Source organism: Pseudomonas sp. MG-9, assembly GCF_018729515.1.
Taxonomy (GTDB): domain Bacteria; phylum Pseudomonadota; class Gammaproteobacteria; order Pseudomonadales; family Pseudomonadaceae; genus Aquipseudomonas; species Aquipseudomonas serboccidentalis.
This window is the reverse complement of the sequence record NZ_JAHHZH010000007.1, coordinates 193,055-218,464: the sequence shown is the minus strand read 5'-3', so window position 1 is coordinate 218,464 and position 25,410 is coordinate 193,055. Positions and strand designations below refer to the sequence as shown.

Genomic DNA, 25,410 nt, shown 5'->3' with positions numbered 1-25,410 from the left:
CATGACTATCTTGGTAATCGCCGAACACGACAACAAAGTGCTGGCTCCGGCCACACTGAACACCGTGGCTGCTGCTGCCAAAATCGGCGGCGACATTCACGTGCTGGTTGCAGGTCAAGGCGCTGGCGCCGTGGCTGAAGCCGCTGCGAAAATCGCTGGCGTGAGCAAAGTCCTGAACGCTGACAACGCCGCTTACGCGCATCAGCTGCCGGAAAACGTTGCGCCGCTGGTGGCTGAGCTGGGCAAGGGTTACAGCCACATTCTGGCTGCCGCCACGTCCAACGGTAAAAACATCCTGCCGCGCGTTGCCGCTGCACTGGACGTTGACCAGATCTCCGAGATCATCTCGGTAGAAAGCGCTGATACCTTCAAGCGCCCGATCTACGCCGGTAACGCGATTGCCACCGTGCAATCGACCGCCGCGATCAAAGTGATCACCGTGCGTGCCACCGGTTTCGACCCGGTTGCCGCTGAAGGCGGTTCGGCGGCTGTCGAAGCCGTTGCTGCTGTGCACGACGCCGGTACTTCCAGCTTCGTCAGCGAAGAACTGGCCAAGTCCGATCGTCCTGAGCTGACCGCTGCCAAGATCGTCGTTTCCGGCGGCCGCGGCATGCAGAACGGCGACAACTTCAAACACCTGTACGCCCTGGCCGACAAGCTGGGCGCTGCCGTCGGTGCTTCGCGCGCCGCGGTCGACGCAGGTTTCGTACCCAACGACATGCAGGTCGGTCAGACCGGCAAGATCGTTGCGCCGCAGCTGTACATCGCCGTCGGTATCTCCGGCGCGATCCAGCACCTGGCCGGCATGAAAGACTCCAAAGTGATCGTTGCGATCAACAAGGACGAAGAAGCGCCGATCTTCCAGGTGGCCGATTACGGCCTGGTGGCGGATCTGTTCGAAGCAGTCCCTGAGCTGGAGAAGCTGGTCTAATCCGGCGGCTTCACTTATAAAGAGCCCGGCCTTCTGGTCGGGCTTTTTTTTGTTTCGCATTTGAGTGGAGCGTGTTGCCATGGATCTGCACCGCAGGTTGTTATTGGGATTGGTCCTCTTGCCGGGGCTGGCCGTGGCTGCCGGCAAGTGCGAGCGCCTCGTTGTCACCGGCAGCCCGGACGCACCGCCGTACCTGTGGCAGGACCCGCAGAATCCCAAGCAATTGATCGGCGCCAGTGCTGACCTGCTGCAGCAAGTGGCCAAGGACCTGGGCATCAAGGTCGAGCTGCTTTACGCCGGCAAACGCGCGCAGGCCCTCGATGAGGTGCGCAGCGGGCGCATGGACATGCTGGCCGACACGCCGCTGATGTTCAACGAGCTGGAAAGCCTCGATTACATCTATCCGCCGTTGCTGGAAAACGACTACCTGGTGTGGACGCGCAAAGGCTCGGCGCTGGTCTACAGCGAAGCCAAAGACCTGCACGGGCACACCGGCGGGCTGTCGGAAAAGTCTCGCATGACCCAGGCATTCGGCACTTTCGCCGAGCAGAATCTGACCCTGACCCGGACAGCCAACATCACTCAGGCCTTTCAGAAATTGCTTCTCGGTGAAGTGGAATATGTACTTGCCGGACGCTACTCGGGTATGGCGGCCGCGCAGGCGCTGGGCATGGTCAATGATCTGCTGGCCTTCGAGCAACCGATCGACCGGCCGGGCCTGTTCCTCGCGGTTTCGCACAACTCCGCATGCAACGATCCGTGGTTGCGCGGACAGCTCGCTAAAAAGATGACAGAATTGCCCGCGTCCGGACTGACCGAAGCCGCGCTGCAACGCAACATCGAGCGCTGGAAGGCGCAGCAGCAACAGCCGCAGCCATCTGTCAGTGCCCCAAAACAGTAGGGATTCTTAGTGAGTATTCGACCTCTTTTCGCGGCCATGGCCGTTCTGGCCCTGGCCGGCTGCGCCAACGATCCGGCACCCAATGAACAAATGCGTCTGACCGAGCAGGCCATCGCCCAGGCCAAGGCTGTGGGTGCGACCGCCGATGAAATGCCGGAAATGAAACTGGCCGAAGACAAGTTCAACCGGGCCAAGGGCAAAATGGCTGACGAGTCGTTCAAGAACGCGCGCATGCGTTCCGAACAAGCCGAGCTGGATGCGCGTCTGGCCGAAGCCAAGGTGCTGACGCAAAAGAGCGAAGAGCAGCTGAATGTGCTGAACACCCGCATCATCCGTCTGCGCAAGCAACTGGGAGATGCCCAATGAGCCTCAAGTCAAAAGCCCTCGGCGGACTGATTCTGGCGGGTTGCGCGAGCCTCTACGGTTGCGCCGGTCAACACAGCGAAGCCGCCTTGCAGCAGGCCAGCAGCGACTTCCAGAAGGTCAAGGAAGACTCCAACGTGCTGCGCATCGCGCCGAAGGATGTGATTCGCGCCGGTGAGTCGCTGGCCCGTGCCGATCGCCTGTCGACCTATTGGGGCAGCGGCTGGGACGTGGCGCATTACGCCTACCTGAGCCAGCGCTACAGCGAAATCGCCCGTGAACACACCAATCTGGTGCTTAACGAAGAGCGTGCGGCAAAGCTGGAGTTGGAACGCCAGCGTCTGCAACTGGCCCTGCGCGAGTCCAAACTGCTGAGCGTGCAGCAGCAGGGCAAGTGGCTAGAAGAACAGATCGTTGCGCTGGCCACCACGCAAACCGATCGCGGTCTGGTCATGACCCTCGGCGACGTATTGTTCGACACCGGAGAAGCGGAGCTGAAGAGTTCCGCCAACCGCGTGGTGTTGAAGATCGTGCAGTTCCTGCAACTCAACCCGAAGCGCGTGGTGCGTATCGAGGGCTACACCGACAGCACCGGTGGCAAACAGGAAAACCTCAAACTGTCGCGTGATCGCGCCCAAGCGGTGGCCGATGTGCTGATGGACCTGGGCATTGAGGACAAACGCATTCAGGTCGAAGGTTACGGCGACGAGTACCCGGTGGACGCCAACGCTTCCGAGCGCGGGCGAGCACAGAACCGTCGGGTGGAAATTGTGTTCTCCGACGAAAAAGGCCAGCTCGGCGCCGCCCGCTGAGTGTCACCGCACCCTGTAGGAGCTGGCGAAGCCTGCGATCTTTTGATCTTTAAAAAGCAAGATCAAAAGATCGCAGCCTCGTTTCACTCGACAGCTCCTACAAAAGCCCGGCCTGTCATGCAGCGCCGGGCTTTTTTACGTCTGTCGATTGGCGCGCAAATCCATACAGTTGTAGCTGACACAGCACTGTATCGTTGACTAAAGTGGTAACTGTCCCAGTACACTTCTAAACTGTTCCGGTATTGTTTCACACAAGAATAAAATGCCCGTGAAATCGAGTGCTGCGTCATGACCAATCTTTTGCTCTACCAACGTATTGCTCAACAACTGGCTGAAGACATCCGCCGTGGCGTCTATCAACCGGGGGAGCGCGTGCCTTCGGTACGCAAGATGAGCTCGCAGCTCAATGTCAGCCATGCGACGGTGTTGCAGGCTTACGCCAATCTCGAGGATCAGGGCCTGATTCGCGCGCGGCCGCAGTCCGGTTACTACGTGCACCAGACCCCGGCACTGACCGCACCGACGCCGGATATCGCCCGGGTCGAACGGCCTGGGCTGGTCACCCGCGCCAGCATCATTCAGCAAGTGTTGGTCGAATCGCGCCGCGAAGGAGTGTTCCCTCTTGGCGCGGCGGTGCCGAGCGTCGAGTATTTGCCGGTGCGGGCGCTGCATCAGCAATTGGCCAAAGTCACCCGGTTCCATAGCCCGCGAGCGTTCAGCTATATGTTCAGCCCGGGTTTCGAACCGCTGCGCCGGCAAGTGGCAATCCGCATGCGCGACGCCGGAGTGGTGGTCGATCCTTCAGAAGTGGTGATCACCCACGGTTGCGTCGATGCATTGCAGATGTCGCTGCGTGTGCTGACCCGTCCGGGCGACCTGATCGCCGCTGAATCGCCGACCTATTACGGCCTTTTGCAACTGGCTGATCTGCTGGGTTTGAAAGTGATCGAGATCCCCAGCGATCCGGCCACCGGCATGAGTCTTGAAGCCTTGCAACTGGCGGCCAACCAATGGTCGATCAAGGCCTTGGTCCTGACCACACGCCTGAGCAATCCACTGGGCGGCACCATGCCGGAAGAGCGGCAGAAACAGTTGCTGCGCCTGGCTTCGGATTTCGATATCCAGATTGTCGAGGACGACATTTATGGCGAGTTGATGTTCGAACAGGGCCGCACCAAAGCTCTGAAAGCCTACGACCGGCTGGATCGGGTGATCTACTGTTCGAGCTTCTCCAAGACCTTATCGCCGGGCGTGCGTGTCGGCTGGATGATTGCCGGCAAGTATCAGCAGGAAATCCAGCGTCTGCAGACGTTCACCACGCATTCGGCGTGCAGCGTGACGCAAATGGCGATTGCTGCCTATCTGGAAAACGGCGGTTATGACCGGCATTTACGGTACATCCGCCAGGAATACCGAAAAAACCTCAGCGCGTTCCAGCTGGCGGTTCAGCAGTACTTCCCCGAAGGTACACAAATGACCCGGCCCACCGGCGGTTTCATCCTCTGGGTGAGTCTGCCGGGCAGGGTCAATACTCAGGAACTGCATGTCCGCGCATTGCAGCAGGGCATCAGTATTGCGCCGGGGCTGATCTTCAGTAATACCGAGCAGTTCAACCACTGTATCCGCCTCAATTGCGGCACGCCGTGGAATCGCGAGGCGGAGAGGGCGCTGATGACCCTCGGTTTGCTGGCGACGCAACTGTGTCAGGAAACCGCTGGCGGTTTCTGAACGAGCGGCGCGTCGTGCTTGTCTTGTGACGCTCAACAGGCGAGCATATGGCCCTCTGCCGTTAGTGTTGTTGGGTTCATGAAAGCGATTTTTCCTGCCGCCTGGGTTTTGCTTGGTGTGTTGACGATGGGCCACGCGCCCGGTGTCATGGCAGCCGCCGTTCAGGAAAAGCCTGCAACGTCCGCACCGGCAAGCAAATCGACCACCAGCAAAAAAGCCGTTGCCGATAAAAAAGCCCAGGATAAAAAAACTCAGGATAAACAAGTCCGGCAGAAGAAAGCCGCCACGGTGAAGAAACGGCCCCCGGTCGCTTCCAAATCGAAGCCAGCCAGTGAGGTGGTAAAGACCAGACTGCCGCCGGCCAAGCTCGATCTGAGCCTGCCCAAGGAAATGGTCCAGCAGCTCAAGCCGGCCGGTAGCGTGCCGATGCCCAAACACGAGGGAATCCTGCCGCAGATGTTTGGCGAGAAGGACAGCGGGTTCCAGCTCAACGGCCGCCTGCTCAGCAACGAAATGCAATTGCAGCTGCGCAACGAAGAGCGCCGCGATATCGAAGGCGCAGCGCTGGATTTCGAGTTCAAACAGTAAATTCAATCGATCCGTGACCCGCAGACCAGACGCTTTGTCGCAGACTGGTCAGTCACGTTCAGTTATCGGTAAAAACCCCGGTTCAGGGAATTTGAAACAACCGTTTTAGCGGTTACTCTGTCCGTGTCTCTTTAACACATTGCCCGTCGCGAGGACTTGCTCGTCATGAAATGCCGTGAAGGCTGTGGCGCTTGCTGTATTGCCCCTTCCATCAGTTCTGCCATTCCGGGTATGCCCAACGGCAAACCTGCCGGCGAACGTTGCGTGCAGCTGTCGGTCGAAAACCTGTGCAAGATTTTCGGCCAGCCGGAGCGTCCGGCGGTCTGTTCAGGATTTGCCGCCGATGTCGAAGTCTGTGGCAGCAGCTCGGAAGAAGCGATCAGGTTGATCGGCTGGTGGGAGCAGATGACGGCGGCGTGATGTGTCAAACGAACGGAACTTCAACAATAAGGAATAAGACTATGGGTTCGCTGCATCGTATCGCTGTGTTGTGTGGTTTGACGGCCGTGCTGGCTACTTCGGTTGCTCAGGCTGAGGACTGGAAGGTCGCCAAGGAGCAGGACGGGATCAAGGTCTCGCTGGCCGAAGTGCCGGGCTCCGATTACAAGTCCTATCAGGGTGTAACCCTGATGAAGACCACCATTGCCAAACTGCGCGCCTTGCAGGAAGACGTCCCGGGTGCCTGCGCCTGGATTCACGAGTGCAAAACCCAGAAGCTGCTCAAGCACGAGGGCGATCAGAGCTGGACCTACACCCAGTTCAATACGCCGTGGCCAGTGACCCCGCGTGATTCGGTGCTGCACATCACCACCGTCGAAGGCGCTGATGGCAGCCTGACCCGCAACCTCGAAGGCGTGCCGAAGTACGTTCCGGAAGAGAAAGGCTTTGTCCGCGTCGCTCAGGTCAAAGGCTTCTGGAAGTTCGTACCGAAAGGTGATCAGGTCGAAGTGACCTATCAGGTGCACACCGAGCCAGGCGGCAGCGTGCCGGCCATGGTCGCCAACAAGTTTGTGGTCGATGCGCCGTTCAACACCCTTAAAGCCCTGAAAGAACGCGCCGAGAAGTAATCCGCGCGCTTACCGCAAAACGCCCCGATCGATTCGGGGCGTTTTTGTTTTGTCGTTATATTGTGTTTCCAGATATGCGCTGCACGAAATTTTCACAAAGCGTTCCAGACAATTCACCCACGCAATTCACTTCGTCTCCCTGCGGCAGCCTGTATGAAAGAGTCGGGCAGCGGGGCAGTAATCAATGGCAATGCTGTCGTTGATCGTGCAACATTTGCGCACCGCGCACGCCCCGGGGCCTGGAATGGCCAATAGAGGGCATGGCGCCGCTGTATTTTGCAACTTCAACTTCCAATGGGTCCTAAAACGACATGGCAAACCCGGACGCCCTGAATCAGCAGCGATCTTCCACTCGCCTGCTGCAACCGACCGTCAAATCGCATCTGGCCTACACACTGTTGTGTGCTCTGGTCATGATGGTGATGTTTTCCGTGCTGCGCCTCGCGCTGCTGGTCTACAACCGCGAGATGATCCTCGACACCCCGGCTTCGACCTTCCTCGAAGCTTTCGCCAACGGCCTGCGTTTCGACCTGCGCCTGGTGGTCTACGTCTGCGTTCCGCTGCTGCTGGCACTGTTCAGTGCACGGGCGATGGCGGCGCGTGGCTTCTTCCGTCTGTGGCTGACCGTGGCTTCCAGCATCGCGCTGTTCCTCGGCCTGATGGAGATGGACTTCTACCGCGAGTTCCACCAGCGCCTCAACGGCCTGGTGTTCCAGTACGTGAAGGAAGACCCGAAAACCGTGATGAGCATGCTCTGGTACGGTTTTCCGGTGGTGCGCTACCTGCTGACGTGGGCCGTCGGTACCGTGATCCTGACCCTGGCCTTCAAGGGCGCTGACCGTGCAACCCGTCCACGCGGCCCGTTCAGCGGCGGCAACGTCGGCACCCGTCAGGTGGCGCCGTGGTACACCCGCCTGGCGGTGTTCGTGGTCTGCCTGCTGATCTGCGTGGTGGCCGCCCGTGGCACCCTGCGTCAGGGCCCGCCGTTGCGTTGGGGTGACGTGTACACCACCGAATCGAACTTCGCCAACCAGCTCGGCCTCAACGGTACGCTGTCGCTGATCGCGGCTGCCAAGGACCGCATGGGCGAAGATCGCAACAACATCTGGAAGGCCACATTGCCGCAGGAACAGGCGCAGAAAGTAGTGCGCGAGATGCTGGTGATGCCGGACGACAAACTGGTCGATGCCGACATCGCCGCCGTGCGTCGTGACTACACGCCGCCGGCTGACAAGACCCTGCCGATCAAGAACGTGGTCGTGATCCTGATGGAAAGCATGGCCGGTCACTCCGTGGGCGCCCTGGGCGCACCGGGTAACATCACGCCATACCTCGACAAACTGTCGAAGGAAGGCCTGCTGTTTGACCGCTTCTTCTCCAACGGTACGCATACCCACCAGGGCATGTTTGCGACCATGGCGTGCTTCCCGAACCTGCCGGGTTTCGAATACCTGATGCAGACCCCGGAAGGCAGCCACAAGCTCTCCGGCTTGCCGCAGCTGCTCAGCGCGCGCAAGTATGACGACGTCTACGTCTACAACGGTGATTTCGCCTGGGACAACCAGTCGGGCTTCTTCAGCAACCAGGGCATGACCAACTTCGTTGGCCGCAACGACTTCGTCAACCCGGTGTTCTCCGATCCGACCTGGGGCGTGTCCGACCAGGACATGTTCGACCGCGGTCTGGTGGAGCTGAAGGCGCGGGAAAACGGCAAACCGTTCTATGCGCTGCTGCAAACCCTGTCCAACCACACGCCGTACGCCTTGCCGACGCCATTGCCGGTCGAGCGCGTGACCGATCGCGGCACGCTCAACGAACACCTGACCGCCATGCGTTACTCCGACTGGGCATTGGGTCAGTTCTTCGAGAAGGCGCGCAAAGAGCCGTACTTCAAGGAAACCCTGTTCGTGATCGTCGGCGACCACGGTTTCGGCAACGAGCGTCAGATCACCGAAATGGACCTGGGCCGCTTCAACGTGCCGATGCTGATGATCGCACCGGGCATCCAGGAGAAGTTCGGTACCCGTGACCACACCGTGGGCACCCAGATCGACATCGTGCCGACCATCATGGGGCGTCTCGGTGGCGAAGTGCGGCACCAGTGCTGGGGCCGTGATTTGCTCAACCTGCCGGCAGGCGACACCGGTTTCGGTGTGATCAAGCCGTCGGGCAGCGAGCAGACCACTGCCATCGTCACCGCCGACCAGATCCTGGTGCTGCCGAAAGAGAAGGAAATGGCGCCGAAGATCTATCAGTACCAACTGGGTGCGAACCCTTCTGCCGAGATCATTGCGGACGCCCCGCGTACCGCCGAACTGAAACTCAAGCTTGAAGCGTTCCTGCAAACCGCAACCAAGAGCCTGATGGATAACACCGCCGGTGTGATCAATGGCAAGCCCGACTGATAAAACCGCTGCATAAAAAAGAGGCCCCTGAGGGCCTCTTTTTTTGTCTTGGGATTTTATATCTTGCCAAGTAACAGCAAGACCAACAGCACCACCAAGACCACGCCGATAATGCCCGACGGGCCGTAACCCCAACTTCTGGAGTGCGGGAAGACCGGCAGACCACCGATCAGCAACAGGATCAGGATAATGATAAGAATTGTGCCCATGTCGATTTCCTTGTTGATAGTGTTCGAGAAGTCTTGGTATTCAAGGGCGACTGGAGGCTAACTAAATCCAGACGGCTTACAAATTCCGACTGGTGCGAATGACAGAAGATTCAAAGTTTTTTTAATGTATTTAGATTTCAGGCTTATTTCCTTTAAGGCAAAAAGATCGCAGCCTCGTTTCACTCGATAGCTCCTACATCCATCCATGTAGGAGCTGCCGAAGGCTGCGATCTTTTGTTCCTCCATTCAGCAACTTGATGGAGCGTGGGCGCACGCAGAACCTTCGCTACACTCCGCGCATCTCCTACGGAACAACAGGGCTGTCTGCTATGCAAAATCGCATGATGATCACGGGTGCGGGCTCAGGTTTGGGTCGCGAAATCGCGCTGCGCTGGGCGCGTGAAGGCTGGCAGCTGGCCTTGTCCGACGTCAGCGAGCCCGGCCTGCTGGAAACCCTGAAGCTTGTGCGTGAGGCCGGTGGCGACGGTTTCACCCAACGCTGCGATGTGCGCGATTACAGCCAGCTCACCGCGTTTTCCCAGGCCTGCGAAGTGAAGCTGGGCGGCATCGATGTCATCGTCAACAACGCGGGGGTGGCGTCCGGCGGGTTCTTCAGCGAACTGTCGCTGGAAGATTGGGACTGGCAGATCGCAATCAACCTGATGGGTGTGGTCAAGGGCTGCAAGGCGTTCCTGCCGCTGCTGGAGCAGAGCAAAGGCAAGATCATCAACATCGCCTCGATGGCGGCGTTGATGCAGGGCCCGGCGATGAGCAACTACAACGTGGCCAAGGCCGGTGTGGTGGCGTTGTCGGAAAGCCTGCTGGTGGAACTGGCGCAGCAGGAAGTCGGGGTGCATGTGGTCTGCCCATCGTTCTTCCAGACCAACTTGCTCGATTCGTTCCGTGGCCCGACCCCGGCGATGAAAGCGCAGGTCGGCAAGTTGCTGGAAAGTTCACCGATCAGCGCAGCCGACATCGCCGACTACATTTATCAGCAAGTGGCCGCCGGCGAGTTCATGATCCTGCCGCACGAACAGGGGCGCATGGCCTGGGCGATCAAGCAGAAGAACCCGCAACTGATCTACAACGAAATGACCACCATGGCCGATAAAATGCGCGCCAAGGCCAGACCCACCAACGGTTGAACTTGCCCGCCGGGTGTCGCGTCGTTAGGGTGGCCGCAATGGTCACCCTGTCGAGACGCATCAATGCTCAATTACCTGTGGTTCTTTCTGGCGGCGCTGTTTGAAATCGCCGGTTGTTTCGCTTTTTTCATGTGGTTGCGCCAAGGCAAAAGTGCCCTGTGGGTGATCCCGGCGCTGCTCAGCCTGACCCTGTTCGCCCTGTTGCTGACCCGTGTCGAAGCGGCTTACGCCGGTCGCGCCTATGCTGCGTATGGCGGGATCTATATCGTGGCGTCGATCGGTTGGCTGGCGGTGGTCGAGCGTGTGCGCCCGTTGGGTTCGGACTGGATCGGCGTGGCGCTGTGCGTGATCGGGGCCAGTGTGATTCTGTTCGGGCCACGCTTTTCCGCTGCTTGAGACGAGGCTGTTTAGCGATTTGCAGGAAACGTCTGACGGGCGCAGCGATTGCGGGTGTAGGGCAAGACTGAATTGCTCGCCGCGCATTGTCGAGCGGGCGTTCACCGCGCATCTTCAGGGCTGGCTAACCCTGAAGGACGAACTCCATGCTTGTACTCAGCCGTGTTGTGGGCGAGTTGATTTCCATCGGTGACGACATTTCCGTGCGCGTTTTGTCAGTCAACGGTTCCAGTGTGCGCTTTGGTGTCGAGGCACCGCAGAAGGTCAATGTGCACCGCTCTGAAGTCTACGCGCGGATTCAGCGCAAACAGGCCACCGAAAAGGTCCGCTAGTCGAACAGATGCTTGGGCACATCGTGTTTGAGCATCAGCTGGCATTGTTCGCTTTCCGGGTCGAACACGATCAGTGCCTGGCCTTTGGTCAGCGCCTGGCGCACACGCAACACGCGGGTTTCCAGCGGTGTGTCATCACCGTTGTCGGTGCCATCGCGGGTGACGAAATCCTCGATCAGGCGGGTGAGGGTGTCGACTTCAAGAGCATCGTAGGGAATCAGCATGGGCACCTCGGCTAAATCAATGTCGGGATGCTACGGCGATTGCGGTTTGCCTGCCAGTTTTGTGTGGTGGGTACCGGCCTCATCGCGAGCAGGCTCACTCCTACAGGGAAATGCATTCCAACTGTAGGCGTGAGCCTGCTCGCGATAGCCATAGTTCAGAACAAAGAATTAACTGTCGGAACGTTGCCCCACCAGACTGTCTACCGACGGCACCCGGGTATCGCTCTCCATTTGCGTCTCATGTTCGATCTGATGACTGAAGCGATCGAGCGATGCATTGGCCGGCGCGGCATCGCTGGCGAACACTGGCGGACTCAGGATGTACGCCCCGAGCAAACGACTGAGTGCTGCCAGGCTGTCGATGTGCGTGCGTTCGTAACCATGCGTGGCATCGCAGCCGAAGGCGAGCAGGGCAGTACGGATATCGTGCCCGGCGGTGACCGCCGAATGCGCGTCGCTGAAGTAATAGCGAAACAGGTCGCGGCGCACCGGCAGTTCGTTTTCGCTGGCCAGGCGCAGCAGATGGCGCGACAGGTGATAGTCGTATGGCCCGCCGGAATCCTGCATCGCCACGCTCACCGCGTGTTCGCTGGAATGCTGGCCCGGCGCGACCGGTGCGATGTCGATGCCGACGAATTCGCTGACATCCCACGGCAAGGCCGCCGCCGCACCGCTGCCGGTTTCTTCGGTGATGGTGAACAGCGGGTGACAGTCGATCATCAACTCCTGACCGCTGTCGACGATGGCTTTGAGCGAAGCGAGCAACGCCGCGACACCGGCCTTGTCATCCAGGTGACGGGCGCTGATATGGCCGCTGTCAGTGAACTCCGGCAGCGGGTCGAACGCCACCACGTCGCCGACGCTGATACCCAGTGAGTCGCAATCGGCCTTGGTGGCGCAGTAGGCGTCCAGGCGCAGTTCGACGTGATCCCAACTGATCGGCATCTCGTCCACGGCGGTATTGAACGCGTGCCCGGACGCCATCAGCGGCAACACGCTGCCGCGAATCACGCCATTGTCGGTGAACAGGCTGACGCGGCTGCCTTCGGCAAACCGGCTCGACCAGCAGCCGACTGGGGCCAGGGTCAGACGCCCGTTGTCTTTCACTGCGCGCACGGCCGCGCCGATGGTGTCGAGGTGTGCGGAGACGGCGCGGTCAGGGCTGTTCTTCTTGCCCTTGAGGGTGGCGCGAATCGTGCCGCGACGGGTCATTTCAAAGGGAATGCCGAGTTCTTCCAGACGCTCGGCGACGTAGCGCACGATGGTGTCGGTGAACCCGGTGGGGCTGGGAATGGCGAGCATTTCCAGCAGGACTTTTTGCAGGTAGTTCAGATCCGGTTCGGGGATATGTGTGGTCATGGAAACTCCTGATGAGTTGAGGCGCATCGATGGTTTCGATGAGGAAGATTTGTGGTGCCTTTGAGGGCCGCATCGCGAGCAGGCTCACTCCTACAGGGGAACGCGATTAAATGTAGGAGTGAGCCTGCTCGCGATGGCGGCGGTACGTTCAGCACATCAATTTCAGACTGCAGGCTGACTGTGCGGAAACAACAAATCGACAAACCGCTCCGCCGTTGGCTGCGGCTCATGATTGGCCAGGCCCGCACGTTCGTTGGCTTCGATAAACACGTACTCCGGTTGATCCGCCGCCGGCACCATCAGATCAAGGCCGACCATCGGAATGTCCAGCGCTCGCGCCGCGCGTACAGCGGCATCGATCAGGGTCGGATGCAGGATCGCGGTGACATCCTCCAGGGTGCCGCCGGTGTGCAGATTGGCAGTACGGCGCACGAACAGATGCTTGCCGGCCGGCAGGATGCTGCTGTAGTCATAACCGGCCGCGTGCAGGGTGCGCTGGGTTTCGTGATCCAGCGGGATCTTGCTCTCGCCGCCGGTGGCAGCTTGCCGGCGCCGGCTCTGGGCCTCGATCAAGGCGCCAATCGAGTGATGCCCGTCACCGACCACTTCTGCCGGACGACGAATCGCCGCCGCCACCACTTCAAAACCGATCACCAGAATCCGCAGGTCCAGCCCTTCGTGGAAGCTTTCGAGCAGCACCCGGCTGTCAAAACGCTTGGCGGAGTCGATGGCTTGCTGCACCTCTTCGATGCTCTGCAGATCCACCGCCACGCCCTGGCCCTGTTCACCGTCGAGCGGCTTGACCACCACCCGCTGATGCTCGTCGAGAAACGCCAGGTTGTCGTCGGCATTGCCTGCCAGTTGCTGTGAGGGCAGGTTCAGGCCGGCGCCTTTCAACACCTTGTGGGTCAGGCTTTTGTCCTGGCACAGGCTCATGCTGATGGCGCTGGTCAGGTCGCTCAGCGATTCGCGGCAACGCACCCGGCGCCCGCCATGGCTGAGGGTGAACAGCCCGGCATCGGCGTCATCCACTTGCACATCGATGCCACGCCGATGCGCTTCTTCGACGATGATCCGCGCATACGGATTGAACTGCGCCTCCGGTCCCGGGCCGAGAAACAGCGGCTGATTGATGCCGTTCTTGCGTTTGATGGCGAAGGTCGAGAGGTTGCGGAAACCGAGCTTGGCGTAGAGGTTCTTCGCCTGTCGGTTGTCGTGCAGCACCGACAGGTCCAGATAACTCAGGCCGCGACTCATGAAATGCTCGATCAAATGCCGCACCAGCACTTCGCCGACACCGGGGCGCGAACACTGCGGATCGACCGCCAGGCACCACAGGCTGCTGCCGTTTTCCGGGTCGTTGAACGCCTTGTGATGATTCAGACCCATGACGCTGCCGATCACCGCGCCGCTGTCTTCATCTTCGGCCAGCCAGTACACCGGGCCGCCCTGATGGTGCGGGGTCAGCCGCGTGGCATCGATCGGCAGCATGCCGCGCGCCAGATACAGCTGATTGATCGCCTGCCAGTCCGCTTCGCTTTGCGCCCGGCGAATCCGGAAACCGCGAAATACTCGCGTAGCCTGGCGGTAATCGCTGAACCACAGACGCAAGGTATCGGATGGGTCGAGAAACAGCTGAGTCGGTTCCAGACCCAGAATTTGCTGCGGCGCGGCGACGTACAGGGCGATGTCGCGCTCGCCCGGCTGCTCGTTGAGCAGTTCCTGCGCCAGCGTCGCCGGGTCAGGAAAGGTGTGGCCGATCAGTAGCCGGCCCCAACCGCAATGCACGGCGATGGGATCGCCGCCGAGTTCGCTGCCGTCTTCGGCCAGACGTGCCTGCAAGCGCTCATATGAGGGTGTCTGACCGCGCAACAGGCGTTGGCTGATAGCCGTGGCGTGAGGTTTCATCGATCAGATTCCTTGTTCACTGAGCCACAGGTTCAGGGCCGCCAGTTGCCACAGTTTCGAGCCGCGCAGTGGGGTCAATTGGCCTTGCGGATCGGTCAGCAGTTTGTCGAGCATGGCCGGGTTGAACAGGCCGCGATCCTGGCTCGGATCCAGCAGCAGTTCACGTACCCAGTTCAGGGTGTCGCCCTGCAAATGCTTGAGACCCGGTACCGGGAAGTAGCCTTTCTTGCGGTCGATCACTTCGCTTGGAATCACCAGGCGTGCAGCTTCTTTGAGTACCTGTTTGCCGCCATCGGGCAGCTTGAACTGGCCGGGAATCCGCGCCGAGAGTTCCACCAGGCGATAGTCGAGAAACGGCGTGCGTGCTTCCAGGCCCCAGGCCATGGTCATGTTGTCGACGCGTTTGACCGGGTCGTCCACCAGCATCACCGTACTGTCCAGACGCAGGGCTTTATCGACCGCAGCATCGGCGCCGGGTTGGGCGAAATGTGCCTTCACGAAGTCGCCGGCCGCGTCATTCGCGGTCAGCCATTTTGGCTGCACGGTGGCGGCGTAGTCGTCGTAACTGCGGTCGAAGAACGCCGCGCGATAGGCCGCGTACGGATCCGCCGCACCGTCGACCTGCGGATACCAGTGATACCCGGCAAACAGCTCGTCGGCACCCTGGCCGCTTTGCACCACCTTGCAGTGCTTGGCCACTTCGCGGGACAACAGATAGAAGGCGATGCAATCGTGGCTGACCATCGGTTCGCTCATCGCACGGAACGCAGCGGGCAGTTGTTCGATGATTTCTTTTTCGTCGATGCGCAATTGGTGGTGCTGAGTGCCGTAGTGCTTGGCGATCAAGTCCGAATACTGGAACTCGTCACCGCGCTCGCCACCAGCGTCCTGGAAACCGATGGAAAAGGTCGACAGGTTTTCCACGCCGACTTCACGCAACAGCCCGACCAGCATGCTCGAATCGACGCCGCCCGAGAGCAGCACGCCAACATCCACCGCCGCGCGTTGACGGATCGCCACGGCTTCGCGGGTGCTGTCGAGCACGCGGTCACGCCAGTCTTCAAGGGTCAGGTTTTTCTCGTCGTCGTGTGGGCCGTAGGGCAGGGTCCACCAGGTTTTCTGCTCGGTGCTGCCATCGGCTTCAACACGCATCCAGGACGCTGGCGGCAGCTTTTCGATGCCCGCGAGCAAGGTGCGTGGAGCGGGCACCACGGCGTGGAAATTCAGATAGTGATTGAGCGCCACTGGGTCGAGGATCGGGTTGATGTCGCCACCCTTGAGCAACGCCGGCAGGGCCGAGGCAAAGCGCAAACGCTGGCCGGTGCGTGACAGGTACAAAGGCTTCACGCCGAGACGGTCGCGAGCGATGAACAGGCGCTGGGCGTCACGTTCCCAGATGGCGAAGGCAAACATGCCGTTGAGTTTTGGCAGCAGTGCTTCGCCCCAGGCGTGGTAACCCTTGAGCAGCACTTCGGTGTCGCCACCGGAATAGAAGGCATAACCGAGCGCTTCGAGTTCGGCGCGCAATTGCGGAAAGTTGTAGATTGCGCCGTTGAAGGCCAGGGACAAACCCAGTTGGCTGTCGATCATCGGCTGCGCCGAGCCGTCCGACAGGTCCATGATTTTCAGGCGACGATGGCCCAGGGCAATCGGCCCTTGGGCATGGAAGCCCCACGCGTCGGGGCCGCGAGGGGCCAGGTGGTGGGTGATTCGCTCAATGGCTGCAAGGTCTGCAGGTTGATGATCAAAACGTAACTCGCCAGCTAATCCGCACATAAAGTCCTTACCGGTTTTTCCGTTGGGGAGAGGTGATTCCGCGTCCGGCCAAAATGGCCGGTACTCAGAAACTGACCCGGTGCAGTTGTGGGAGTTTTAGAACGATGAGTTATAAGGGGTGGCGACTGACCGGCGGCCAGTCGCGATTTTTCACTTGCCGCGAATCAACTGGCGCAGCGCGAAACGGTTGGGATGGCAGGCCTCGGCAACACTTCTGGGCAGTGGCAGCGGCTCATTATCCAGCCACGCGGCCAGCAGTTCGCCGGACAGCGGCGCGGTGATCAGCCCCCGTGAGCCATGGCCACTGTTGACGTACAGACCGTCGAGCCACGGGCAGGCAACGTCCGGCACTTGCCGCGCATCCTTGGCCAACGCGGCATAGGCCTGAGCGAAGGTTTCGCGGTCGGCGAGCGGGCCGACAATCGGCAGATAATCGGGGCTGGTGCAGCGGAAGGCAGCGCGGCCCTCTAGCGTTTGCGCGGGCAGTTCGTGGATGTGCAGACGCGCCACCAGATCGCCGGAAATCTCTTCGAGCATCGCCAGATTGCCCAGGTGTTCGGCGGTGGTCGGGGTCAGGTCATCGCTGTTGAAGTCGAAGCTGGCGCCGAGGGTGTGTTCGCCAAGGCGTGCCGGTGCGACGTAGCCTTCGGCGCAGACCACGGTGCTCAATGCTTGACTCTCAACGGTTTGCGGCAGACGCGTGATCTGCCCGCGAATGCGCTTGAGCGGCAGCTCGGCACTTTGCGCAAAACGTTTGATTTCGGCCGCGCCGGCCAGCACCACCACCGGGGCGCTGGCGAGCACGCGGTCGCCGTCGAGGGCCTGCCACTGGCCCTCGACCTGGCGCAGTTCCAGCGCGTGGTGATGCTTGAGCAATTGGATGTTCGGTTGCGTGGCTTGCGCCTGGCACAGCGCCGGCGGATGCACCCAGCCACCTTCGGGGTAGAACAGCCCGCCGTGGGCCAGACTGATCCCGGCCTGAATTTCGGCTTGCGGCTGATCGAGCCAGTGCACCAGATCTTCCGGGAACGCCGCGGCCAATTGCGCCTGACGCTCGGCCTCTTTGGCATTGAACGCCAGTTGCAGCACGCCGCAATCGTCCCAGTCCGTGCCGCGTTGCAGGGTTTCCAGCAGACGGCGGGTGTAGCCGAACCCGCTGACGATCAGTTGCGACAATGCGGTGCCGTGGGCCGACAACTTCAGGTACAGCACGCCCTGTGGATTGCCCGACGCTTCCTGCGCCACGTCGGCATGCCGCTCCAGCAGGCTGACCTGCCAACCGCGCGCCGCGAGGCTGGCGGCGCTGGCGCAACCGGCCAACCCGGCGCCGATCACCAGCGCTCGACGTTCACCGGTCACCGGGGCAGGGCGGGCGAACCACGGTTTGTCCGGCGCCGGTGGCGCAACGTCCTGCGGCCAGCCGAGAAACTCGCCGCGCAGGATTTCCCACTTGTGGCCGATGCCCGGCGTGCGCTTCATCTTGAACCCGGCGGCGTTGAGCAAGCGCCGCACCCAACCGGTGCTGGTGAAGGTGCTGATGGTCGAGCCGGGCGCGGCCAGCCGTGCCAGTTCGATGAACAGTTCGGCGGTCCACATCTCAGGGTTTTTTGCCGGGGCGAAACCGTCGAGGAACCACGCGTCGATCTGCGCATCGAGCTGCGGCAGTTGCTCCAGCGCATCGCCGATCAGCAGCGTCAGCGTCACCCGGCCATTGCCCAGAATGATCCGCTGAAAACCCTGATGGATCGCCACGTAATGGGTCAGCAACTGCTCGGCCAGCGGCTTGAGCTCCGGCCACAAAGCCAAGGCCCGTTGCAGATCGGCCGGACTCAGCGGGTACTTTTCGACGCTGACGAAATGCAGCCGCGCCCCGGCCACCGCGTGTTGCTCGAACAACTGCCAGGCACAGAGAAAATTCAGTCCGGTGCCGAACCCGGTTTCGCCGATCACCAGTCGCCCGTGCGCCGGCAGCGCCGCAAAACGCTCGGCCAGACGGTTCTGTTCGAGGAACACATAACGGGTTTCATCCAGCCCCGACTGGTCGGAAAAATACACATCATCGAACACCCGCGAACGCGGGCGTCCCTGGTCATCCCAGTCGAGTTGGGCGTGGGGCAATACAGGTTTCATGGCAGGCTCGGCAACGACAAGGCGGCCATTCTAGCCGATCGCGCGGAGGGTGCTTGATCCATGGCAAGTGGTCCTTGGGTCGAATGCAGGATCATCACCGGCTTTTGTGGCGAGGGAGCTTGCTCCCGCCGGGGTGCGCAGCAGCCCCAAAACCTGCGACCGCTATTTGTCTGGAGGACCGTGGTTGCAGATTTTGCGACTGCTGCGCAGCCGAGCGGGAGCAAGCTCCCTCGCCACAGGGTTTCAATCATTTAACCCAACTTTGTGGGGGAATTTCCCCTCCATCGCCGTGCCCAATCCGCTAGTCTTGCTGAATCCTGGAAGGAGCCGTCCCTATGTTTGAATCCGCTGAAATCGGTCACGCCATCGACAAAGAGACTTACGACGCGGCTGTGCCTGCGCTGCGTGAAGCATTACTGGAAGCGCAGTTTGAGTTGCAGCAGCAGAAGCGTTTCCCGGTGATCATTTTGATCAACGGCATCGAAGGCGCCGGCAAGGGCGAAACCGTCAAGTTGCTCAACGAATGGATGGACCCGCGCCTGATCGAGGTGCGCACCTTCGATCAGCAGACCGATGAAGAGCTGGCGCGGCCACCGGCCTGGCGTTACTGGCGGATGCTCCCGGCCAAGGGGCGGATGGGGGTGTTCTTCGGTAACTGGTACAGCCAGATGCTCCAGGGGCGGGTTCACGGTTTGTTCAAGGATCCGCGTCTGGATCAGGCGATCAACGCCGCCGAGCGTCTGGAAAAGATGCTGTGCGACGAAGGCGCGCTGATCTTCAAGTTCTGGTTCCACCTGTCCAAGAAACAGATGAAGGCGCGGCTCAAGGCACTGGCCGACGACCCGCTGCACAGCTGGCGCATCAGCCCGCTGGACTGGCAGCAATCGCAGACCTACGACAAGTTCGTCAAATACGGCGAACGCGTGCTGCGCCGCACCAGCCGCGACTACGCACCTTGGCACGTCATCGAAGGCATGGACGCCAATTACCGCAGCCTGGCGGTCGGCAAGATCCTGCTCGAAGGCCTGCAAACCGCGCTCAAGCGGCCACAGGTGCACACTGAGGAAGTCAACGCCGCACCGCTGGGCACGGCGGTCGATCAACTGAACCTGCTCGACAGCCTCGACCTGAATCAGCAGCTGGAAAAGAAAGACTACGAAGAACAACTGATCACCGAGCAGGCGCGTTTTTCCGGGTTGATGCGTGACAAACGCATGCGCCGCCACGCCCTGGTGGCGGTGTTCGAAGGCAACGATGCGGCGGGCAAGGGCGGGGCGATCCGCCGGGTGGCGGCGGCGCTCGATCCGCGTCAGTACAGCATCGTGCCGATTGCCGCACCGACCGAGGAGGAGCGTGCGCAGCCGTACTTGTGGCGTTTCTGGCGGCACCTGCCGGCGCGGGGCAAGTTCACCGTGTTCGACCGCTCTTGGTACGGTCGGGTCCTGGTGGAGCGGGTCGAGGGCTTTTGCAGCCCGGCCGACTGGCTGCGCGCCTACAGCGAGATCAATGACTTCGAGGAGCAGATCGCCGATGCCGGCGTCATCGTCGTCAAGTTCTGGCTGGCGATCGACAAGGACACGCAGATGGAGCGGTTCCAGTCCCGGGAACAGATTCCATTCAAGCGCTTCAAGATCACCGAAGACGACTGGCGCAATCGCGACAAGTGGGACGTCTACCGCGCGGCCGTAGGCGACATGGTCGACCGCACCAGCACCGAGATTTCGCCGTGGACCCTGGTCGAGGCCAATGACAAGCGCTGGGCGCGGGTCAAGGTGCTGCGCACGATCAACCGGGCGCTCGAAGAGGCGTTCGAAAAGTCCGACAAGCGTGCGAAAAAGCACAAGGACTGAGCCGATGGACACGCATACGCGGGGTGAATGATTGTCGCCGTCGGCGGCGGGGTGGACTTATGCTCGGTTCACTCTCTTCCGACAACAACAATTGAGGTATGCCATGCGTGAAGTGGTGATCGTCGACAGCGTGCGGACCGGCCTGGCCAAGTCCTTTCGCGGCAAGTTCAACCAGACCCGTCCCGACGACATGGCGGCCCATTGCGTCAACGCGCTGCTGTCGCGCAACGACATCGACCCGGCCAGCGTCGAGGATTGCATTGTCGGCGCCGGCTCCAACGAGGGCGCGCAGGGTTACAACATCGGTCGTAACGTGGCAGTGCTCTCGCGCCTGGGCACCAATGTGGCGGGCATGACCCTCAATCGTTTTTGCTCTTCGGGTTTGCAGGCGATCGCGATTGCCGCCAACCAGATCGCTTCCGGTTGCAGCGACATCATCGTCGCCGGTGGCGTCGAGTCGATCAGCCTGACCCTGAAAAGCGTCAACACCGATCACCTGATCAACCCGTTGCTCAAGCAGCAGGTACCGGGCATCTATTACACGATGGGCCAGACCGCTGAAGTGGTGGCGCGCCGTTATGCCGTCAGCCGCGAGGCGCAGGATCGCTATTCGCTGCAGAGCCAGTTGCGCACGGCCCAGGCGCAGGCCGCCGGACTGTTCGATGATGAAATCGTGCCGATGGCGGTCAAGTACCGGGTCGAGGACAAGCACAGCGGTGAGGTGCAAATTCTCGACGGCATCGTCGACCGTGACGACTGCAACCGCCCGGACACCACCTACGAAAGCCTCGCCGGATTGAAACCGGTGTTTGCCGAGGACGGTTCGGTAACCGCCGGCAACTCGTCGCAGTTGTCTGACGGTGCATCGATGACCCTGGTGATGAGCCTGGAAAAAGCCCTGCAACTGGGGCTCAAGCCCAAGGCATTTTTCCGCGGTTTCACCGTGGCCGGTTGCGAGCCGGACGAGATGGGCATCGGCCCGGTGTTCTCGGTGCCGAAACTGCTCAAGGCCAAAGGCTTGCAGGTGGCGGACATCGATCTGTGGGAACTCAACGAGGCGTTCGCTTCGCAGTGCCTGTATGCGCGGGATCGGCTGGAAATCGAGAACGACAAATACAACGTCAACGGCGGCTCGATTTCCATTGGCCACCCGTTCGGCATGACCGGATCACGACAGGTCGGGCATCTGGTGCGCGAGTTGCAGCGGCGGGATCTGCGTTACGGCATCGTCACCATGTGCGTGGGTGGCGGGATGGGGGCGACGGGGTTGTTTGAGGCGGTGCGCTGAATCAGGAATAAATTTGTTGGCTGATCGGTTGCTATCGCGAGCAGGCTCACTCCTACATTTGGAATGCGTCCCCTGTAGGAGTGAGTCTGCTCGCGATTGGATCAACCCGGTTACCGGTTGGAATCCAGAAGCTGCATCCGCGCGATATACGCCTTTATTTCCTGCTCAGCCTTTTGCGCATTGTCGAACGGCCCTTCAAGGGTGTTCTCGCGCGTGCAGAAAAACAGTTCGCCATTGACCCGACACAACCGGTCGCTGCGAAAGTGCGTGGCGGGGGCGCTGTCCTGGGCGCGCATTCCGTACATGATCGGCCTCCTTGATTAATGCGCTGAAAGGGGTTCAACGAGCTTATGCCTGAAGCACTTGGCGCGCCCGCCCAGCCGATCAACGGCGATCCGTCAATTTAATGCTGCGACCTGCGCAGTTTCATTTGCGGCCTGGCCCGAACTGTCCCTGTGTTGCACCTGCGTGCGCGCCTAGAATGACTGCTCTTGTCAGCAGGCATTGGGGTTCGCATGCACATTTCATCCGGTCGCTGGGTTTACGGTCTGTTCCTGGCGCTGCTGACGGCCTTTCTGTGGGGCATCCTGCCGATCAAGCTCAAGCAGGTGTTGCAGGTGATGGACCCGATCACGGTGACCTGGTTTCGCCTGTTGGTCTCCGGCGGTTGCCTGTTCATTTATCTGGCGTCGGTCAAGCGTCTGCCGAGCCGTAAAGCGCTCGGGCCCCGGGGCGGCTGGCTGGTGTTGATGGCGGTGCTCGGGCTGGTCGGCAACTACGTGCTGTACCTGATGGGCCTCAACCTGCTCAGCCCCGGCACCGCGCAACTGGTGGTGCAGATGGGGCCGATCATGTTGCTGATCGCCAGCCTGTTCGTGTTCAAGGAGCGCTTCAGCATCGGCCAGGGCATTGGCCTGGCGGTGCTGCTGATCGGCTTTGTGCTGTTCTTCAATCAGCGTCTGGCCGAACTGCTCACCTCGTTGTCGGACTACACCGCTGGCGTGTTGCTGGTGCTGTTGGCCTCGACGGTCTGGACCTTCTACGCGCTGGGCCAGAAGCAATTGCTTACGGTGTGGAATTCGCTGCAGGTGATGATGGTGATCTACCTGTTCTGCGCGCTGTTGCTGACGCCGTGGGTGCATCCGCTCGAGGCATTGGAGCTGAGCCCGTTGCAGGGCTGGCTGCTGCTGGCGTGCTGCATGAATACGTTGATTGCCTATGGCGCATTTGCCGAAGCGCTGGCGCATTGGGAGGCGTCGCGGGTCAGTGCGACGTTGGCGATCACCCCGTTGGTGACCTTTGGCGCGGTGGCGCTGGCGGCGTGGATGTGGCCGGAATACGTGCACGCCGAGCAGATCAATGGCCTGGGTTATGGCGGGGCGGTGCTGGTGGTGCTGGGTTCGGTGCTGGTGGCGTTGGGGCCGTCGTTGATGGCCGGGTTGAAGGCGCGGCGAATGCGTATGGCCTGAAAATCAAAAGATCGCAGCCTGCGGCAGCTCCTACCGGTTGGAATGCATTCCCTTGTAGGAGCTGCCGCAGGCTGCGATCTTTTTTGCTGTTAGCCCTTGGCGCCAGCCTCGATCATGTTCTCCGGCCGCACCCAGGCATCGAACTCTTCATCGGTCAGATACCCCAGCTGCAGCGCCGCCTCGCGCAAGGTCAGGCCTTCGCTGTAAGCCTTCTTGGCGATTTCTGCCGACTTGTCATAACCGATGTGCGGGTTCAGCGCCGTCACCAGCATCAGCCCGCGCTCCAGATGTTTGGCCATGACGTCGGCGTCCGGCTCAAGACCTGCGATGCAGTGCTGCTGGAAGTTGCTGCAACCGTCGGCGAGCAGGCGGATCGATTGCAGCAGGTTGTGGATGATCACCGGTTTGAACACGTTCAGTTGCAGGTGGCCCTGACTGGCGGCGATGCCGATGGTGACGTCATTGCCCAACACCTGGCAGGCGAGCATCGACAGCGCTTCGCACTGGGTCGGGTTGACCTTGCCCGGCATGATCGAGCTGCCCGGCTCGTTGGCCGGCAGCTTCACTTCGGCAAACCCCGCGCGTGGACCAGAGCCGAGCAGGCGCAGGTCGTTGGCGATTTTCATCAGCGCCACGGCGAGGGTTTTCAGGGCACCGGACAGGCTGGTCAGCGGTTCATGCCCGGCCAGTGCGGCAAACTTGTTCGGCGCGGTGACGAACGGCAGGCCGGACAGCGCGGCGAGTTCTGCGGCTATCGCTTCGCCGAAGCCGTGCGGCGAATTCAGGCCGGTGCCGACCGCGGTGCCGCCCTGCGCCAGTTCACACACGGCTGGCAACGCTGAGCGGAGCGCTCGTTCGGCGTAATCCAGTTGCGCTATAAATCCAGACAGCTCCTGACCGAAGGTGATCGGCGTCGCATCCATCATGTGCGTGCGGCCGGTCTTCACCAGTTTCATATGGCGTGCCGCCAATTCGGCCAGACCGCCGGACAGCTCGGCGATGGCCGGCAGCAGTTGTTCCTGCACGGCTTTGGCGGTGGCGATGCTCATGGCGGTGGGGAAGCAGTCGTTGGAGCTTTGCGAGCGGTTGACGTGATCGTTGGGGTGCACCGGCGTCTTGCCGCCGCGCGGGTTACCGGCCAGTTCGTTGGCGCGACCGGCGATCACTTCGTTGACGTTCATGTTGCTCTGGGTGCCGCTGCCGGTCTGCCAGACCACCAGCGGGAACTGGTCGTCGTGCTGGCCGTCGAGCACTTCGTCGGCGGCTTGTTCGATCAGGCGGGCGATGTCGGCGGGCAGGTCGCCGTTGCGGTCGTTGACCCGGGCGGCGGCTTTCTTGATCAGGGCCAGGGCGTGCAGTACCGGCAACGGCATGCGTTCCTGACCGATGGCGAAGTTGATCAGCGAGCGTTGCGTCTGAGCACCCCAGTAAGCGTCGTCCGGGACTTCGATCTGGCCCAGGCTGTCGGTTTCGATACGGCTCATGGTGCACACTCCTGTTGGTCTGTTTGCGCAGTTTAGGCCCGGTCAGGCCCAGGTGGTTCCCTCGAACCGATTGTTGACCGGTAAAACCCGGCCAATCAAGCACGGCAAGGGCCGGGGGTTGAGCCACGAGGTTTTTTAGGCGCAGAATGGTCGCCCTTGGGGTTTTACCTCGCTAGCTAGAAAAGGAAACTCGATGACTCGTCTTCGTGCCATCTGTACCGCGGTTGCACTGGTTTGCGCCAGCGGCCAGGTGCTTGCCGATACCGCCAGCCACAACGCCAGTGCCGAAGCTTTCCTGACCCTGGCGCACGCTGACAAACTGGGTACTCCGGTGTACATGCAAGTGCAGCAAATGTTTGCTCAGCGCTTTGAACAGACCAAAGCCCCGGAATCCAAGAAAGCCGTACTGGAAACCTACCAGGCCAAGGCCAACGCTGCCCTGGACCAGGCCATCGGCTGGAACAAGCTCAAGCCTGACATGGTCAAGCTCTACACCAGCAACTTCAGCGAATCCGAGCTGAAAGACCTGGTCGCGTTCTACCAGTCGCCACTGGGCAAGAAAGTCCTGGAAAAAATGCCGCAGCTGACCCAGCAATCGGCCCAGATGACCCAGGCCAAGCTGGAAAGCGCTGTCCCTGTCGTCAACAAGCTGCTCGACGACATGACCAACGAGCTGGCACCGAAAGGCGCTGCGCCGGCCAAGAAGAAGTAAGCGGAGTTCGTGATGACCATGCAACAACGCATCGAATCGACGCTGAGCCTGCTTCAGCCTGAGCATCTGCAGGTGCTGGACGAAAGCCACATGCACAGTCGCGGGTTACAGACCCACTTCAAGGCTGTGGTGGTCAGCGCACAGTTCGAAGGCCTGAACCGGGTCAAGCGCCACCAGAAAGTCTACGGCACGCTCGGCGAGCTGATGGGCGAGTTCCATGCGTTGGCGCTGCACACCTACACCCCGCAGGAATGGGCAGAGGTGGGCGCCGCTCCGGCGTCGCCGACCTGTGCCGGCGGTAGCAAACATTAAGATCAAAAGATCGCAGCCTGC

The 25,410-nt window shown here is 60.9% G+C and carries 25 protein-coding genes; 17 read left to right on the top strand and 8 right to left on the bottom strand.

Going from position 1 to position 25,410, the window contains the following annotated elements; translation table 11 throughout:
* Window position 1 precedes the first annotated feature (1 nt).
* From KKQ10_RS19585 to KKQ10_RS19545, 9 genes are all read left to right on the top strand, one after another.
* Window positions 2-931, top strand: coding sequence for an electron transfer flavoprotein subunit alpha/FixB family protein (locus tag KKQ10_RS19585; protein WP_215502039.1), 930 nt, complete (start codon window positions 2-4; stop codon window positions 929-931).
* Between the two features lie 79 nt (window positions 932-1,010).
* The gene (locus tag KKQ10_RS19580) at window positions 1,011-1,832 is read left to right on the top strand and encodes a substrate-binding periplasmic protein (RefSeq protein WP_215502038.1); all 822 of its coding nucleotides are present in this window, start codon (window positions 1,011-1,013) and stop codon (window positions 1,830-1,832) included.
* A 9-nt stretch (window positions 1,833-1,841) separates the two neighbouring features.
* The gene (locus KKQ10_RS19575) at window positions 1,842-2,198 is read left to right on the top strand and encodes a DUF4398 domain-containing protein (protein WP_215502037.1); all 357 of its coding nucleotides are present in this window, start codon (window positions 1,842-1,844) and stop codon (window positions 2,196-2,198) included.
* The gene (locus tag KKQ10_RS19570; RefSeq protein ID WP_215502036.1) at window positions 2,195-3,007 is read left to right on the top strand and encodes an OmpA family protein; all 813 of its coding nucleotides are present in this window, start codon (window positions 2,195-2,197) and stop codon (window positions 3,005-3,007) included. The genes KKQ10_RS19575 and KKQ10_RS19570 overlap by 4 nt, the downstream gene beginning before the upstream one ends.
* A 288-nt stretch (window positions 3,008-3,295) precedes the next feature.
* Entirely contained in the window at window positions 3,296-4,735 is a 1,440-nt protein-coding gene (locus tag KKQ10_RS19565; RefSeq protein WP_064588649.1) for an aminotransferase-like domain-containing protein, read from the top strand.
* Between the two features lie 78 nt (window positions 4,736-4,813).
* Window positions 4,814-5,323, top strand: a complete 510-nt coding sequence (locus KKQ10_RS19560) for a translation initiation factor 2 (RefSeq protein ID WP_215502035.1) — start codon at window positions 4,814-4,816, stop codon at window positions 5,321-5,323.
* A 165-nt stretch (window positions 5,324-5,488) separates the two neighbouring features.
* A complete protein-coding gene (locus KKQ10_RS19555; protein WP_127648896.1) occupies window positions 5,489-5,743 on the top strand; it encodes a YkgJ family cysteine cluster protein in 255 nt (84 codons plus the stop codon).
* A gap of 41 nt (window positions 5,744-5,784) precedes the next feature.
* Window positions 5,785-6,390, top strand: a complete 606-nt coding sequence (locus tag KKQ10_RS19550) for an START domain-containing protein (RefSeq protein ID WP_127648895.1) — start codon at window positions 5,785-5,787, stop codon at window positions 6,388-6,390.
* 311 nt (window positions 6,391-6,701) lie between these two features.
* On the top strand, window positions 6,702-8,795 hold the full coding sequence (locus KKQ10_RS19545; RefSeq protein WP_215502034.1) for an LTA synthase family protein: 2,094 nt from the start codon (window positions 6,702-6,704) through the stop codon (window positions 8,793-8,795).
* Window positions 8,796-8,851: 56 nt separating this feature from the next.
* On the opposite strand, the gene KKQ10_RS19540 is transcribed toward KKQ10_RS19545, so the two are convergent.
* Window positions 8,852-9,010, bottom strand: coding sequence for a DUF3309 family protein (locus tag KKQ10_RS19540; protein WP_172833327.1), 159 nt, complete (start codon window positions 9,008-9,010; stop codon window positions 8,852-8,854).
* A 323-nt stretch (window positions 9,011-9,333) separates the two neighbouring features.
* Here KKQ10_RS19540 and KKQ10_RS19535 point away from each other — a divergent pair, with 323 nt between their 5' ends.
* From KKQ10_RS19535 to csrA, 3 genes are all read left to right on the top strand, one after another.
* Window positions 9,334-10,149 (top strand): SDR family oxidoreductase, encoded by an 816-nt coding sequence (locus KKQ10_RS19535; RefSeq protein ID WP_215502033.1) that lies wholly within the window; start codon window positions 9,334-9,336, stop codon window positions 10,147-10,149.
* A 63-nt stretch (window positions 10,150-10,212) separates the two neighbouring features.
* Window positions 10,213-10,545: a YnfA family protein gene (locus tag KKQ10_RS19530; RefSeq protein ID WP_003226957.1), complete on the top strand. Its 333-nt coding sequence runs from the start codon at window positions 10,213-10,215 to the stop codon at window positions 10,543-10,545.
* 146 nt (window positions 10,546-10,691) lie between these two features.
* Window positions 10,692-10,877 carry a carbon storage regulator CsrA gene (gene csrA, locus KKQ10_RS19525; protein WP_127648892.1) on the top strand — a complete coding sequence of 62 codons (186 nt, stop codon included), beginning with the start codon at window positions 10,692-10,694 and terminating at the stop codon, window positions 10,875-10,877.
* Here the strand turns inward: csrA and KKQ10_RS19520 are convergent.
* The 5 genes from KKQ10_RS19520 to mnmC form a co-directional block, all read right to left on the bottom strand.
* Complete coding sequence (locus KKQ10_RS19520) at window positions 10,874-11,101, bottom strand: YheU family protein (protein ID WP_003192759.1); 228 nt, start codon at window positions 11,099-11,101, stop codon at window positions 10,874-10,876. The two genes, csrA and KKQ10_RS19520, sit on opposite strands and share 4 nt — an antisense overlap.
* 168 nt (window positions 11,102-11,269) lie before the next feature.
* The gene (locus KKQ10_RS19515; RefSeq protein ID WP_215502032.1) at window positions 11,270-12,460 is read right to left on the bottom strand and encodes an osmoprotectant NAGGN system M42 family peptidase; all 1,191 of its coding nucleotides are present in this window, start codon (window positions 12,458-12,460) and stop codon (window positions 11,270-11,272) included.
* A gap of 162 nt (window positions 12,461-12,622) precedes the next feature.
* Window positions 12,623-14,368, bottom strand: a complete 1,746-nt coding sequence (gene ngg / locus KKQ10_RS19510; protein WP_215502031.1) for an N-acetylglutaminylglutamine synthetase — start codon at window positions 14,366-14,368, stop codon at window positions 12,623-12,625.
* A gap of 3 nt (window positions 14,369-14,371) precedes the next feature.
* The gene (locus tag KKQ10_RS19505) at window positions 14,372-16,144 is read right to left on the bottom strand and encodes an N-acetylglutaminylglutamine amidotransferase (protein ID WP_127648888.1); all 1,773 of its coding nucleotides are present in this window, start codon (window positions 16,142-16,144) and stop codon (window positions 14,372-14,374) included.
* A gap of 150 nt (window positions 16,145-16,294) precedes the next feature.
* A complete protein-coding gene (gene mnmC / locus KKQ10_RS19500; protein WP_215502030.1) occupies window positions 16,295-18,274 on the bottom strand; it encodes a bifunctional tRNA (5-methylaminomethyl-2-thiouridine)(34)-methyltransferase MnmC2/FAD-dependent 5-carboxymethylaminomethyl-2-thiouridine(34) oxidoreductase MnmC1 in 1,980 nt (659 codons plus the stop codon).
* Window positions 18,275-18,609: 335 nt separating this feature from the next.
* On the opposite strand from mnmC, the gene pap reads away from it, so the two are divergent.
* Window positions 18,610-20,124, top strand: a complete 1,515-nt coding sequence (gene pap, locus KKQ10_RS19495; protein ID WP_215502029.1) for a polyphosphate:AMP phosphotransferase — start codon at window positions 18,610-18,612, stop codon at window positions 20,122-20,124.
* Window positions 20,125-20,227: 103 nt separating this feature from the next.
* Window positions 20,228-21,412 carry a thiolase family protein gene (locus tag KKQ10_RS19490; protein WP_215502028.1) on the top strand — a complete coding sequence of 395 codons (1,185 nt, stop codon included), beginning with the start codon at window positions 20,228-20,230 and terminating at the stop codon, window positions 21,410-21,412.
* Window positions 21,413-21,522: 110 nt separating this feature from the next.
* On the opposite strand, the gene KKQ10_RS19485 is transcribed toward KKQ10_RS19490, so the two are convergent.
* Window positions 21,523-21,717: a DUF6316 family protein gene (locus KKQ10_RS19485; RefSeq protein WP_127648832.1), complete on the bottom strand. Its 195-nt coding sequence runs from the start codon at window positions 21,715-21,717 to the stop codon at window positions 21,523-21,525.
* A 210-nt stretch (window positions 21,718-21,927) separates the two neighbouring features.
* Here KKQ10_RS19485 and KKQ10_RS19480 point away from each other — a divergent pair, with 210 nt between their 5' ends.
* Window positions 21,928-22,881 carry a DMT family transporter gene (locus KKQ10_RS19480; protein WP_215502027.1) on the top strand — a complete coding sequence of 318 codons (954 nt, stop codon included), beginning with the start codon at window positions 21,928-21,930 and terminating at the stop codon, window positions 22,879-22,881.
* An 89-nt stretch (window positions 22,882-22,970) separates the two neighbouring features.
* On the opposite strand, the gene KKQ10_RS19475 is transcribed toward KKQ10_RS19480, so the two are convergent.
* Window positions 22,971-24,365, bottom strand: coding sequence for a class II fumarate hydratase (locus tag KKQ10_RS19475; RefSeq protein ID WP_127648830.1), 1,395 nt, complete (start codon window positions 24,363-24,365; stop codon window positions 22,971-22,973).
* A 193-nt stretch (window positions 24,366-24,558) separates the two neighbouring features.
* Between KKQ10_RS19475 and KKQ10_RS19470 the strand changes: the two genes are divergently transcribed.
* Window positions 24,559-25,077 carry a DUF2059 domain-containing protein gene (locus KKQ10_RS19470; RefSeq protein ID WP_003226938.1) on the top strand — a complete coding sequence of 173 codons (519 nt, stop codon included), beginning with the start codon at window positions 24,559-24,561 and terminating at the stop codon, window positions 25,075-25,077.
* A gap of 12 nt (window positions 25,078-25,089) precedes the next feature.
* On the top strand, window positions 25,090-25,389 hold the full coding sequence (locus tag KKQ10_RS19465; protein ID WP_127648829.1) for a BolA family protein: 300 nt from the start codon (window positions 25,090-25,092) through the stop codon (window positions 25,387-25,389).
* The last annotated feature ends 21 nt before the right edge of the window (window positions 25,390-25,410 follow it).